Here is a 14,279-nt window from a genome sequence, read left to right as displayed (position 1 = left end):
CAGGGCTAACGCATCTCGAAATTATTCAATATGAGGTTTAATTTAAGCATTTTGGGGTTTTGAGTGTTTACCATTTATGAAAAAGAGAACTGAGACCACTGATACGAACCCTTTTATGGGCCTCTTTGAACAGGTTCATGATTATCGTTGTCCCGATCATATCACCTACCCACTAGAAGAGATTCTATTTTTGTTAGTTACCGCGACACTGAGTGGAAGCGATGAATTGACAATGACATCGGTTTTTGGTGAGGACAAGTTGCCTTGGCTACGTAAATACTATGCTTATAAGAATGGAGTACCGTCTCATGATACGCTAGGTCGAGTACTGTCGAATATAGATCGACGAGAATTTGAAGGCCTATTTGTGAACTGGGTAGCCGCTCATTTTAAGATCTCTCCTAAGAGCTTGTTACATTTTGATGGTAAACGTATCAATAGCAGTGCCGACAAGTTGGATCAAAGTAAAAAAAGAAGTGAGGGCGGAAAATATGCTGATATAATTGTCAACGTCTATGCCTCGGCCGCCGGAATTACACTTGCTCAAAACAATGTCAGCGACAAGATGGATGAGATAAGGGGAGCATTGGAATTACTTGACTGGCTTGATCTTTCCGGTTGTTGTATAACAGGGGATGCTAACTTTTGTCGCACTGCAATCATTGAAAAGATCATAGCGCGAAAAGCTGATTACATACTGGCGTTGAAGCTCAATTGGCCTAAGCAGTATGCAGATGCTCAGACACTTTTTGACGATCAGGATATTGAAAAACAGTGTTGGGTAACCGAAGAAACAGGACATGGTCGATACGAGAAAAGAAGCTATCGTAGTATTGGAAAGGAGAGTTTTCCACCAAGTATGATTGATCAATTTGCAGGAATAGCACAGCTCGTTGAAGTTAACCGGACTCGAATCGTCCAAAGGAAAGACAAAGTAGAGAATGATACGCATTATTACATTACTAGCCTTGATGAGCCTATTGATCAACTAGCCCATAAAATCAGGAGACACTGGTCTATTGAAAACGAGTTGCACTACGTATTGGACGTGGCTTTTAACGAAGATGCTAGTAGGATTAGGAACGGGCATAGTGCTAGTAATCAAAGTCTTATCAGGAAAATAGCACTAAATATGCTCAGGGTAAGTAAACAGAAAGGAAGTATCAAGACCCAGAGAATGAAATGTGCAATTTCCGATATTCATCGAGAAAAGATATTAAGCTTTTCTGCGATGCGTTAGCCCTGCCCCAACCCCTCCCTAGCTAGGTAAGGGGCTTTTGCAAACCACCTAGTCACGACCAAAAACTACTCAAACATATTTATAATCAAAATTTTACATATTTCAATTCCTCCCTCCATCACAAGGGAGGGAGTTAGAGGGTGGGTCGTAAAAACAGGCCTAAAACCGTCACTCTCCTTTAACATCAGATTGAACCGCCTAGGTGTATAAGTGACATGGTGTGTATCATAATATTTGATAACACTCCCGATTTTATGGCTTTTTCTCAGTAAAGGGAACTAAACCCTCCCTAATATCCTTAATAGGCGTAAAATACGCAATCATGCTTTTTATAAACAACCTTCAGGAAGAACAGTCAGAACACCGCCGCAGGGCTCGTGAATAACTGTTCTATGTTTAATTCTTAAGGAAAAAGCATAGCTAAATAGCCTTCACGAATACCTCGTGAAGGCTATTTTTTTTGACTTCTAGTGTAAGTGGTTAGCATATGAGTTTTTGGACCTCATGGTCTGGGTTCAAGTCCCAGGGAGTCGACTTTTTTTAAGCTGCCGTAGGCGAATTGGTTAAGCCACCGCTCTTTCACAGCGGAGATTGCGGGTTCGAGCCCCGTCGGCAGTACTATTTGTGAGGTTTGCCTTGTGTATTGTCCTAAAGGGATCTTTACGCTAGGCAAACCTCACGGTACTAGGTACTTTCTACAGGGTACTAGGATTAGCTATGCTGATGACCTTCGGTGATCGTCCTTGCAGTCCTCGGAGTTGTCGCAAGCTCCTCAGCGTTTTGATAAACCTACATTTTCATAAACCGTTGACTCCATTGGCTGCCGTTGGCAACAACAATCTTGATTTGGTACATACCAGGATGCCAGTTACTAGTGTCCAGGTAGCCACTTAGGCCATCCTTTAACTGATAAACAAGTTGGCCGGCCGCATTGTAGACGTTTACCTGTTCGATATCGGCTTGCGCGGAAATGTGCAACTGTTCCTGTACAGGGTTGGGCCAAATCTGAATTTGTGTTTTTTCCAATTTGACTTCCCGAACAGGCGAAATGTCTTCCGTACCATCTACATCCACCATCACGAGGCGATAATACAGGCGTTCAGCACTCGTACGAGGAAGTTGTTGGTCTAGAAAGCTGTAAGTCTGTTCTTCCTGGCTATTTCCAACTGCAGTTTTCCTTCCTATGGAATGAAATACTTTTCCATCCTGGGATCGTTCGATCCGGAAATGACTCAACTGCTCCTCTTGGGCTGTACGCCAGTCTAGGAGAACATTACTACCATTTTTCTTTGCTTGGAAATCCAACAACGTTGCAGGCAAGGGTGCGACGCCACTATTTTGCACCCACATAGAATAGGAACGCGCAGGCAGGTCTATGTAAATGCTGTTTGTAACGCCTCCCGGACTTGTTTTCACAATAGCCGTAGGGAAAGCCGAGTTTCCAATAACATCATCGAATGTTGCTCCAGAAGGGACATTGTCCAAGTTGATTTGTTGATCTACGCGCAACGGTTCATCATCAAAATTAATGGCTACAACGACATCTTCGCCGGTTGGGCCGCCACTTATTTGGTAGATCAGGCACTGGTTGGCATTGCCTGAAAGGTAACTACTTGCATAACCTGTTCCAAAACTATTCAAGTAGTGATGATCGGTTGCTCCGAAGATAAAATCACGATGCAAATCCATCAACTCAGTGAGTTCAGCCTGCATATTGGTCGCCGGATAATGGGGCGGTTGGTCACCAAAAAAGTCAGGGTAAAACACACAAGGAAGTCCCACTTTGTTGTTGGTAAGAATGTATACGTAGGCCAGGAGCGGATCATCCTGCACCGGCTCATTAGTATCTCTAAAATCGTGATTGTTAACAAAGGTAACCGAGCTAAAACCATCGGCACCAGCTGCTACAATACCTGAATTGAAGACATTTCGGGTATCATAGAAAAAATTAAAATAATGCTGATCGCAGGCCTCTTTTAGTGCCGAACGCAGGTTGAAATCGAATACACGCACATCTACATTAGCTGTAAGGCCACTCTTAACACTGTTGACCCAACCATTAAGAGAGCCAGTATTAGAGTCAAAAATCTCACCAACGATAATCTCTGGCTCAATGCCTTCCCCACTGAGGTAGTTGAGTAAATTGGTAATCATTGAGGGATCAAAATGCTTGACTGCATCCATACGCAACCCACCAGAGAACCCTGCGGTTTCAATCAGCCATTTACTCCATTCGTTGTAGACATCCTGGGTTGACGACTGTCGTTGATCAACATCAAAAAAGAAGTAGGGAAAATCCCAATCCCCCTCCAAGCAAGTAGCATCAACACCGTTGGGTTTAAAATTGAGGTAGTTCATGGCGCCAAGCCCACTGGGGAGGTTAGAAAAATCAGTGCGCGTTTGCGCCGTTAATTCATTGATAATATCTGCGCTTCGTGGAGCGGTATAGAGCCCGTAAGGCCTGATATCTACCCCTGTGCCATCTCCACCTGTTTGCGAGATGTAGATTTCGAGAAAATCGCCTGAGCTATTAAAATCACCAGGATTTAAGGTGACAAGAAATTCATCAACTGCGCAGCCGCCATTATCGATGGTTGCCAGCATATTCCGCCCCAAAGTGATGGTAGTGAAAGCTTCTCCACAATCACCTCCGCCATTAGGCTCTACTTCAGACAAGTCACTCATATTAAGCCATCCTGCCTGTGAGGTCTGAAAATAAAGGTTGTATCCCCGTCCATAAAAGCCTGTACCTCCAGAGGCCGAGGAAAACTTGAAATAATAATCACCCGCATCATTGCCGGTAGCTCCACCTAGCGGCAAGCGCCAGCGAACTTTGCCGTTGATGGGATAAGGTGTAATGCCGTTATTACAAGTGTTCCCTACATTAGGGTAGTTCATTATATAGTTACGTACAGCCGGGTTGTCCTCGTAATCGCCACCATCACGGTGATTATAGACAACATCAGCGACGGCTTCCATACCATTGCTCTGGAGGGCTGAAATCAGGCTATTCAGCTGCGCTCTGGTTCCGAATCGCGTTGCACCATAGTCACCAAGATCATAGAGGTCTTTGGGGTCGTATCCAACACTACATTCTCCTCCTCCTTTAGCTGGTGGCGGCAACCAAACGTAGGTAAAGCCGGCATTGCCCAGTGTTGTAGCTCTGGATTGCAAATTTGCGGCCCACTTTATTCCCAAGCCTCCACAATTTTCACTGGGATAATCCCAATACCATCCTTGCATCATAAAGTCCTGCGCATTCAGGGCATAGCCCGAAAGGGCGATAACAAACACTATCAATACTCTCATTACATCTTTTTGATTAATGATTAGATTCTAAACCGGACTTTAATAGGATAATGGTGTAAAAATAACAACAAGCTATTTATATTTACCTAACATTTGGAAAAAATGTATTTTTACCACGCTTTTTTTTGCCTATCCTAGTTTAACCCAACAATATTTAGATTACTGAATTGCTATGCTTTGATTGTAGCAATAGATCGGTGTATATACTGGGTATCCCAAACAGTTTATCTCGCGCAGAGGCGCAGAGACGCAGAGCTTTTAAGGCTGATTATCAAGTAGATACAATTTGACATTTTTAGTTAAACACGGTTGGGTAACCAATTTCGTTTATGCAGATCGATCAATAACCTGATCGTTTCTCAGCCTTACATATCCCTATTAAGACAATGAGCAACTATTGTAAATCTTTTAAAAACCGAATTATGAAACATGTTTTACTTGGAATGATTGGCACCTTCCTAACCTACTCTATTTCAGCAGCTACTTACAGAAATTTTATTTCTTACGAAGTAATAAACAGCGGTGCTACGGTAAGAATATGGGTAGATTCAGACACTGCGCTTGGTGAAACTGCACTTGCTGAAATCAGATGGGATGATGGATTTGGAGGGTTTAATTATTCAGGACTCACTGATGGTGTTTTTGACAGCGAGGATGTAAACCCTAGTGCCAATTGGTATATCGACATTGCAATTCCAGTAGGCGTTAATGATGCTGATTCGCAGTTAGCAACTAAAAACGAAAGTGGCTCAAATTATGGCTTCACTGGTTTTATTCACCCATTAAGTGCACTTCCCGTTACTTTCCAATCAACCTTTGCTGAAACGAAAGCTAAGCACATCTCCCTCACCTTCACCACCGCCACAGAAACCAACAACGCCTACTTCAACATAGAACGTAGCACCGATAGCCGTGGCTGGAAAAAACTGGGCAGCATCGCAGGTGCAGGCACTACGCAACAAGAGCAGCAGTACAGCTTTTTGGACGAGACTCCCCTACCAGGTCTCAATTACTACCGAATCAAACAGGTAGATTACGATGGTAGCTTCAGCTACTCTCCGATTGTATCCGCACGCTGGGAGGGCAAGGCCCAGGTGTACTTGTTTCCTAACCCCACCAATGACCTGCTACAAATCAGCGGATTACCAACCACAGACGGACCGATCACCATCGAAATCATTGACATGGCAGGACGCATAATGCTTCGGCAAACCTGGAACCAATCAGCGATCAATGTTGCATCACTGGCGGATGGGGTTTACTCGCTGCGCATCAGTTCTTCAATAGAGGTGATTGATAGTCAGCGGTTGTTTATTCATTAATTTTGGGGTGCGGGGTGCGTTTTTTTCCGTGCGAGGTGCGTTTTGGTGCGGGGTGCTTTGTGCGAGGTGCGGGGTGCGGCTTTGGTGCGGAGTGCGAGAAACGTTTACACACTTACACTTTTTGGTGCGGGGTGCGGAAAATGCTGGCCTTAGACACGGAAAAAGTCCCTCTATTTTTCAGAAAGCCCAACCCGCTGGCCCTCAAAAGCTACTTGAAAGCCTCGTTCTGCTACTTCTTGCCGAGCGGGGCTTTTGGTTTGCAAAAGAGGATTCGTATGATTGAGATGGATAAAATGCACTTTTTGCCTTTCTTTTAGGGGCAGGCTTCCGAGTAAACCCATTGTTTCGGAAACAAAAGGATGGGGAATTTTACTCATGTCGCGATTCGGCAACTCACCATCCGCGAAAAAGGTCGCATCCAGAAAGGCTACATCTACTGCTGCAATTTCTTCCGCCAGTGAACGGTGCCAGCGGTCCCATTTATCGATATCGGGGATAAACAAGAGGCTTTTACTTGGGCCTTCCACCCGAAAACCTACTGTTTCCGAATATTCATCGCGGTGGGGCACCTGGATAGGAGTTACCTTTAATTCGTCATTGAGGACGATGGCACTATCGGGTTTCAGGGGTTGAAGTGCGATATTTCCAAGATTTACCAATTGAGACCATGGCCCATTCTTACGCAAAAAAGTATCAAGGCGTGGCATCGCATAAACAGGTACAGCCTGTGCGCCCATCACCTCGCGCCCTAGCTGAAGCAAGCCCGTATAGTGGCCTAGATGGGCGTGGGTCAAAAACACGCCACTAGGCTGGGTAATGGTCGTATTCGGCAACTCTTCTGATAAAAGCTGCCATTGCTCCCGAAAATCAGGCGTCGCATCTAGCAACCAAAGCTGCCGAGTGACGGGATCTACCAAACCCAGACAACTCACTTTTCGAGGTTGCTCCTGCCCTTCCCAAACCTGGGTACAACACTCCTTTCGGCAAGCTGTTTGGGGATAACCCGCATCCTGGGCGATCCCTAAAACGATGACATAAGGACCTGAAGGTATTGCTTCTTCCGCCACAGCGTCTTTGTCTATTGGCACACAAGAGAAAAGGACTAGCGAGAGAAAAATGATTGCTAATTGATAGCTATGTTTTTTTTGCGCTGACATTTTTATTGATATATCTTTAAGCATGATAAAACGTCCACCCTCATCCCAACTGATCATCTACGCCCTAGGGCAACTGGGCTGGTCATTGGCCAGTTTTGGTGCAGCTAATTTACTTGTTTACTTTTATCTGCCACCAGAATCAGATGGAGTCGCCGTATTTCCGGCCTTTATTTACCAAGGGGCTATTCTTGGCGTAGCGACACTCATTGGCTTTATCAACTTTGGTGGCCGCATTTTTGATGCTATCACTGATCCCTGGATTGCTGCCTGGTCGGATAATCGCCCTATTACAGGCGGTAAGCGAAAAAAAGTCTTACGCTTGGCTGCGCTGCCCTTTGCAGGCTTGTCCTTCTTATTGTTCTTTCCACCCGTAGCAGGGCTTAGTGTATATAATGTTTATTGGCTCATTGCTGTAGTCTTTTTATTCTACCTCTTTTTTACTTTATACTTAGTGCCTTACAATGCACTCATTCCTGAATTAGGCCACCACCCGCCGGACCGGATGCGCATCAGTACATTGATTTCTATTGCCTGGGCTTTAGGCTTCGTGATTGGAGGAATGGCTTACGGCATCCAGAGCTATTTTGAAAACTTCACCAATAGCGTGCAGGCTTTCCAATGGACGGTAGGTGTCTTTGCCGGCCTCTCTCTCCTATTAATGCTTATCCCCGCATTTTTTCTACAAGAAGAATCTTATGCCCAACAGCAGAGCGGGTCAACGGTTTCTCCTAAAGAAGCTTTAGGATCGGTTTTTCAAAACAAAAATTTCCGGATATTTATCGGTGCTGATCTATTGTACTGGCTGGCCCTTACCTTTATTCAACAAGGCGTAAGCTATTATGTGACAGCACTTTTTGGTTGGCCCAAAGAGCAGGCTTCTGCTTTTCTGGCCATCAGTTTTGTGGCGAGTTTTTTACTGTATTGGCCGGTAAACATTGGAGTAAAACGCTTTGGCAAAAGGAATATGCTACTAAGTGCGTTTCTAGTGTTTTGCGCAGTTTTTGCCATAACTGCCCTGATTCCTCAAATCCCTTTAGGCAAAACCACACTTTTCTACTTGGTAGCACTTCTTGCGGCTTACCCACTTGCTACATTCGGGATTGTCCCTAATGCATTGATCGCAGATTTTGTCCACGACCATCAAGTCAGCACTGGACAACAACAAGCGGGAATGTTTTATGCAATACGCAATTTCATGATGAAAATCGGAATAAGCTTGGCCGTCTTGCTATTCCCTTCCTTCTTACTACTTGGAAAAAGTGTAAGTCAACCCACGGGTGTTATTGCCAGTGCCGGTGCTGCTTGTGCATTCTGTTTATTGGGGTACCTCGTCATGAGACGGGTAAAGCTTAGGCAAGACTAATAACTCCCATAATACCGCCGCAAAAACCATTCTAAGCTCAACAAAAACAGGATAGCAAAGAAGATCCCTTTGAGGTTGATTAAAGATCTGGTCGTCGTCGTTTCATAGAGTACAGGCTTTACCGTTCCACGTTCCGCTAAGGTTTGTGGCAAGGCATTGAAACCAGTCATATCTAACAATTCACCACCGTAACGCTCGCTGAGCAAACGTAGCAAATCATGATCAGCAGTAAGTTCGTACCGTTCTAATTGGACGGCCTGCACGCTGAATTGGCCATTGTAATTGAGACTCTCCGTCCCCGTATTCACATTAGCACTGAAGCGATAATTGCCCACCGGCAAGATTCCTGCATTGAGTCGATAGGCCCGGCCCGTTGGGTTGAAGGTATAATTATACTCTCGCCCTTCTGAATCGGTAATCACCAATTGCGCAGAGGGCTCGTTGATGAGTTCGTAATTATCATTGTACAATTCAGCATCAAAAATAATAGGCTCGTTTTCATCGAAAATGTTTGTTGCCAAACTTACGCGAAAGCGACGTTTATCATCCTTTACACTTAGGTATTGAATTACCTGGCTGACCAATTCATTGAAACGGTTGTGGTTTTTCTTATCGAGGTAATCAAACAAACGCCACTTCCAAATGCCGGTTCCGGCAAAAACGGCCATTCTTCGGCCATCTTCTTCTCCTAAGCTGAGAAGAGGATATTCGGTACTGATTCTACCAATCTCCTGATACAACAAAACAGAGGCGTTACTACCAGAGGAGAATTCTCCGAAAGGAGTAACCACCGGGGGCAACACCGGCAACAAGGCTCTTACCTCTTCGTCTACCTTAAATAAGGTAAAATTATTAGCCAATTTGGGTTCTACCTCATTCGTATTTCTGCCGTTTCCGGAAATATTGATCAACTGCTGAGCGCTATTAAAAGCCTGGAGGCCTGACTGATCTCCAGCAAAAAACCAAACAGGAATATTATTGGTCTTTAATTGTGCCAGCAAGTCATTGAGCGATTCATTACGATTCGGTAATTGATGTAACACCACCAAATCGTAATCACGGACGTTGCCATCAAAAGTATTGCGATAAGCAACCGTTACTTCATTATTCTGTCCCTCGTTGATGCTCTGCTTTAAAGCAGAAATATCCGGGTGTGGAGCGTGGGCCAAAATCAACACTTTTTGCCGGGCTTCCAGTACATCTACATAAATATCTCTGGTATTGTTGATTGTTGAAGCTTCCCCTGCTATGGTTCCAATACTGATACGATAACGATTGACCCCAGCGCGATCAGCATCCAAGATAAATTCTCGTGTTGAGAAATAGTCGTTCCTATCAATATTTACTGATTCATTGATGAGTTCACGGCGTTGTCCGTTTTCAATGCGGGCAATCCTCAAAGGTGTTGTGGTACCTGCCGCATTCTGTGCCCCAATATCAACCTGAATGGAAAATTTATCTCCGAGGTAAGCTATTTTGTTATGAAAAACCCGCTTTACGAGTACGTCCTTGCGCCGTGTCGTATCGCCTAATCCAAGGGTGTAAACAGGAGCGTTAAGTTTGGCATCTGTATAAACGGGGTTTGCCCCCTCGTTATAAATACCGTCAGAGCTAATAATGACTGCCCCTAGGTTTTGGTTACTGTAAACATCATAAACCTCTCCCAATAAGTTAGCCAGGTTTGTACGTTTATCCGTGAAGGAAAAATCAAGTGTATCTCTTACTTCCTGTCCAAAGGTGTAGTTGACCACCTCATAGTTCTCTGCCAATTGCCCCGTAAGGTTTTTTACGTTATTAACGTAGGTTGTACTATCTTCAGGAGACCAGCCAACAGCCACCGACTCGGAGCCATCTTGTGCAAAAACAATAACGGGCTTTTGCGACTGGGTCTGCGTTGAACGCAAAATTGGCGACAATAACAAAAAGGCCAACACCGATACCGCTAGAAAACGGAGAATACTCAACACACCACTCAACCAGGAGGGAGCGTCGCGAAAACTATCGTTGCGATAATACAAAACCAGCGCGTAAATCAGACCTGCTAATAGACATAGGCCAAGGTACCAAGCAGGATAAGCAAAACTAATTCCCTCCATGTTCAAATTGTTCTCAAAACGAATCGGATGATCGAAAATACAAGCTGACAAAGGTAGCAGATTCTACGACATTTACCGGTTGGTGTTTCGTCTGTATTGAAAAATCAACACGACAAATGCCTCACTTTTGTCAACAGATTGTTAAACCAACAGTAGCTTTCCGCTTTTAACCAAGGTTTATCATATCCATTTTTGTATATAGTGCGTTAATTAAACAGCAAATAACAAGCAAATGATGCGTAGAATACTATTTCTTTCTCTTTTCCTTTTAGCTGCCATCCAGATGAGGGCTGCTTATATGATCATCCCTATGGATGAAGAACAACGCAATCACCTGAAAGCTTACGGAATGGCTTACTTCATTCTAGAGAATGAGATTGAAGCTTGGTGGCTGCTCAATTACAGGGGAGGCTCTTTTGCATTTCCCCACACCAGAGTTTTCGAACGAGAGTGCCTGACCAGAGATATTAGCTTCGAAATCATTCCTGATGGAAAATTCAATACCATCCTGGCTGAAATTGCCGACCCCGAAGCCAATATGGATGCGATGAAGCTTGAAAAAGCACCAAAAATAGCGGTGTATACCCCTGATGTCAATTTTCGTACCGGAGGAAAGATACAGCCGTGGGATGATGCGGTAACGCTTGTATTGACCTATGCTGAAATCCCCTACGATGTAATTTACGACACCGATGTGCTCAACAACAAATTGGTAGAATATGATTGGCTACACCTGCACCATGAAGATTTCACAGGCCAATACGGGCGTTTTTACCGGGGGTACCACAACCAACCCTGGTATCGGGAAATGGTAAGCTATCAAGAGTCGTTGGCTGCCGAAAATGGTTTCGCCAAAGTTTCTCAGCTGAAGCTTTCCGTCATTCGTCAAATTCGGGAATACGTTTTTGGGGGTGGTTTTATGTTTGCCATGTGCTCTGCTACCGATTCTTATGACATCGCGCTAGCAGCGGCTGGCCTCGATATTTGTGCACCTATGTATGACGGAGACCCTGCCGACCCTACCGCACAGCAGAAGCTCGACTTTAGTCAAACTTTTGCCTTTGAGAATTTCTCTCTAACTCGCGACCCCCTAGAGTATGAATTCTCCTCGATTGATAGCGGCACCAAACGCAATGTCAACCCCCAACAGGACTACTTCACGCTGTTTGACTTTTCAGCTAAATGGGATCCTGTCCCGACCATGCTCACGCAAAATCATACCCGCACCGTAAAAGGATTTATGGGACAAACCACTGCCTTTTACAACCGATACCTGAAATCAGACGTCCTTATCCTCGGAGAAAACAAACCATCAGGAGAAACACGATATATTCACAACAATTTTGGCAAAGGATTTTGGACTTTCTATGGTGGACACGATCCAGAAGATTATCGACACTATGTCAATGATCCCGAAACGGATTTAAACTTACACCCCAACAGCCCTGGCTATCGATTGATTTTGAATAATATTTTGTTCCCCGCAGCAAAGAAAAAGGAGCGGAAAACTTAAGGGTGCTACGCTACGCTTGCGGCAGTACTCGTTCCTCGTGGGGCGTGCTCTTCCGATAAATCGGAATCGCGGTGGTGCTCGCTCTGCTCGCGATTAACGCGGCTACCGCCGACGCAGTCAGCACCGCCGTGAGCGCAGCGAACACTTTATATATCATCATAAAACAAAAATTACTATGCGTGTATTACTCTGGGTTCTTTTCGTTGTAGTTAGCTTTTTAGGTGGCATGCTACTGATGAAACAACAAATGGCTGAAACCATCCCGACAGAAGAAAATAATGCACTGTTGGTTAGGAATGAAAACACAGCTCCTACCACCAATCCTTCCTTAGCGCCAGCACCAGCAACAGTGCCACTGGGAATGACGCCCCAGGAGCAGCACACTATTCAATTATTCGAACAAGCAGCTCCCTCTGTTTGCTTTATCACCACTTCTACTTTACGTCGCAATTATTATAGTCGTAATGTAGAAGAAATACCTAGTGGTTCTGGTTCTGGTTTTGTTTGGGACAAAAGTGGCCATATCGTCACCAATTACCATGTTATTCAGAATGCTGACAAAGCCACTGTTACGCTCAGCAATGGCAAAACGTACCAGGCTACGAAAGTTGGGCAGGCCCCTGAAAAAGACCTTGCTGTTTTAAAAATAAATATCCCTCGCGATGAACTCACCCCAATCCCGGTAGGAACCTCCATAAATCTACGGGTGGGGCAAAATGTCTATGCAATCGGTAACCCTTTTGGTTTAGACCAAACGCTGACGACCGGTGTTGTAAGTGCTTTAGGTAGGGAAATCAAATCTGTTGCAGGTATTCCCATCAGGGATGTTATTCAGTCGGATGCAGCAATCAACCCTGGAAACTCAGGAGGGCCATTGCTCAATTCTTCTGGTGAATTGATTGGCGTTAATACTGCCATTTATAGTCCTTCCGGTGCATCAGCTGGCATTGGGTTTTCTATTCCCGTCGATGTTGTCAATTGGGTTATTCCCGATTTGATCCAATACGGAGAAGTTAACCGGCCTTTAATTGGTGTAGAACTAACACGTCCTTTACGAAATATCTCTGGTGCAGTGGTGCTCAACGTGGTTAAAGACAGTCCGGCCGAAACAGCGGGGCTTATTGGCACCAAAGCAGATAACAACGGTAACATTATTTTGGGAGACATAATCGTTGCTGTGAACAATGATCCTATCACCACTAACAGTGATCTTTATCTTGCTCTAGAAAAATACCAAGCAGGCGACCAGGTAAACATCCGGGTAAAACGGGATGATCGTGAAGTAGCGGTTGCCCTAAAGCTAAGAGCTTCCGCTGAACAATAGATGCAGCGTATTTTGCCATCAGCATGACACGTTGCTGGGCTTTTTATACAAACATGAGTCATTAAATAGCTGAAAAGATTGATTTATCTGACTTTTGTAGAAAACCCCATGATTTCACTAATAGAAATCATGGGGTTTCTTCTTTAAGTATAGGTTTTGCGGTCGGTCAGCACGGATTTTGATGANNATTGCCATAAAATTAGCACGAGCAGTATCTGTTTGTAATGAACTCATGCTGAAAAAATCATCAGGCAAGACATCAATAGGCCGAGAAACAATCGTCCCAGGTGGCTTTATAGATGCATAAGTCGAACGAGCATAAACGGGTAACTCCCTCCATATACAACCCGATTCCTCAACAGATACTACCACTCCTTCAGATTGGACACGTAATTGAATTTGGTTAATTGTGTTATAAAAAAGCCAGGAAAACCTCAACTTTTCATCTTTTTGATTTATTTTTGCCGATCTATTGTCTGTATAAAACCGGAGGTGTCGTTCTTTCTGGCTCACCTTACGCAAAACTACCGTGCGCTGACTTACTTGACTTCCCGTTAAATTCGCGATAACCGGAAGTCGCCAAGGATGATTGTCCTCCTGTGAAGCTTTCTCCAATTGCTGCCAGGAATACATCCAAATCCTAGGTAAGTCATTAAAAATTTCCATCAAATTTTATTTTTTTTGCCTTTTTGAAAAAAAAAGCGAAATTTTNNATTTTTAATAGGTATTAGACTACTCTACCGAAATAAAAATTCACATATACAAGAAACTGATTAACAGCCTTTTGACCAGCAATTGTTAAAAAGTGTTAAAAAAAAGCTTACACCTAGTCTTAGTTGTGACCTTTTAAATGACTTGCGTCTGAATATCGAACAAAACAGAAACGACAATCGTTTCAAAAGCGCGCTAAAGAGCGCACACTATGCACAACGACTAGAAGGTTTTCATGATATGA

At 44.2% G+C, this 14,279-nt stretch carries 9 protein-coding genes and 1 tRNA gene; 6 read left to right on the top strand and 4 right to left on the bottom strand.

Going from position 1 to position 14,279, the window contains the following annotated elements; all coding sequences use genetic code 11:
* Positions 1–76 precede the first annotated feature (76 nt).
* Together ACRBG0_RS13875 and ACRBG0_RS13870 are read left to right on the top strand one after the other, a co-directional pair.
* A complete protein-coding gene (locus ACRBG0_RS13875) occupies positions 77–1,240 on the top strand; it encodes an ISAs1 family transposase (protein WP_431487470.1) in 1,164 nt (387 codons plus the stop codon).
* Positions 1,241–1,784: 544 nt separating this feature from the next.
* A tRNA-Glu gene (locus tag ACRBG0_RS13870) sits at positions 1,785–1,858 on the top strand.
* Positions 1,859–2,029: 171 nt separating this feature from the next.
* Here the strand turns inward: ACRBG0_RS13870 and ACRBG0_RS13865 are convergent.
* Positions 2,030–4,549 carry a T9SS type A sorting domain-containing protein gene (locus tag ACRBG0_RS13865; protein ID WP_431487469.1) on the bottom strand — a complete coding sequence of 840 codons (2,520 nt, stop codon included), beginning with the start codon at positions 4,547–4,549 and terminating at the stop codon, positions 2,030–2,032.
* A 422-nt stretch (positions 4,550–4,971) separates the two neighbouring features.
* On the opposite strand from ACRBG0_RS13865, the gene ACRBG0_RS13860 reads away from it, so the two are divergent.
* Positions 4,972–5,871 carry a T9SS type A sorting domain-containing protein gene (locus tag ACRBG0_RS13860; RefSeq protein ID WP_431487468.1) on the top strand — a complete coding sequence of 300 codons (900 nt, stop codon included), beginning with the start codon at positions 4,972–4,974 and terminating at the stop codon, positions 5,869–5,871.
* A gap of 170 nt (positions 5,872–6,041) precedes the next feature.
* Here ACRBG0_RS13860 and ACRBG0_RS13855 read toward each other — a convergent pair whose 3' ends face one another.
* The gene (locus tag ACRBG0_RS13855) at positions 6,042–7,028 is read right to left on the bottom strand and encodes an MBL fold metallo-hydrolase (protein WP_431487467.1); all 987 of its coding nucleotides are present in this window, start codon (positions 7,026–7,028) and stop codon (positions 6,042–6,044) included.
* Positions 7,029–7,050: 22 nt separating this feature from the next.
* Here ACRBG0_RS13855 and ACRBG0_RS13850 point away from each other — a divergent pair, with 22 nt between their 5' ends.
* Positions 7,051–8,391: an MFS transporter gene (locus ACRBG0_RS13850; protein ID WP_431487466.1), complete on the top strand. Its 1,341-nt coding sequence runs from the start codon at positions 7,051–7,053 to the stop codon at positions 8,389–8,391.
* Here ACRBG0_RS13850 and ACRBG0_RS13845 read toward each other — a convergent pair.
* On the bottom strand, positions 8,388–10,538 hold the full coding sequence (locus tag ACRBG0_RS13845) for a hypothetical protein (RefSeq protein ID WP_431487465.1): 2,151 nt from the start codon (positions 10,536–10,538) through the stop codon (positions 8,388–8,390). The two genes, ACRBG0_RS13850 and ACRBG0_RS13845, sit on opposite strands and share 4 nt — an antisense overlap.
* 181 nt (positions 10,539–10,719) lie before the next feature.
* Between ACRBG0_RS13845 and ACRBG0_RS13840 the strand changes: the two genes are divergently transcribed.
* Both ACRBG0_RS13840 and ACRBG0_RS13835 read left to right on the top strand, forming a co-directional pair.
* Positions 10,720–12,000, top strand: a complete 1,281-nt coding sequence (locus ACRBG0_RS13840) for an asparagine synthetase B (protein ID WP_431487464.1) — start codon at positions 10,720–10,722, stop codon at positions 11,998–12,000.
* Positions 12,001–12,175: 175 nt separating this feature from the next.
* Positions 12,176–13,324, top strand: a complete 1,149-nt coding sequence (locus ACRBG0_RS13835; protein ID WP_431487463.1) for a S1C family serine protease — start codon at positions 12,176–12,178, stop codon at positions 13,322–13,324.
* A gap of 187 nt (positions 13,325–13,511) precedes the next feature.
* Here ACRBG0_RS13835 and ACRBG0_RS13830 read toward each other — a convergent pair.
* On the bottom strand, positions 13,512–13,990 hold a 479-nt coding region (locus ACRBG0_RS13830; RefSeq protein ID WP_431487462.1), incomplete at its 3' end, for a hypothetical protein.
* Positions 13,991–14,279: the final 289 nt, after the last annotated feature.

Source organism: Lewinella sp. (genome assembly GCF_050633125.1).
GTDB lineage: Bacteria > Bacteroidota > Bacteroidia > Chitinophagales > Saprospiraceae > Lewinella.
The sequence above is the reverse complement of the archived record's forward strand: the minus strand, read 5'-3'. Positions and strand labels throughout refer to the sequence as shown.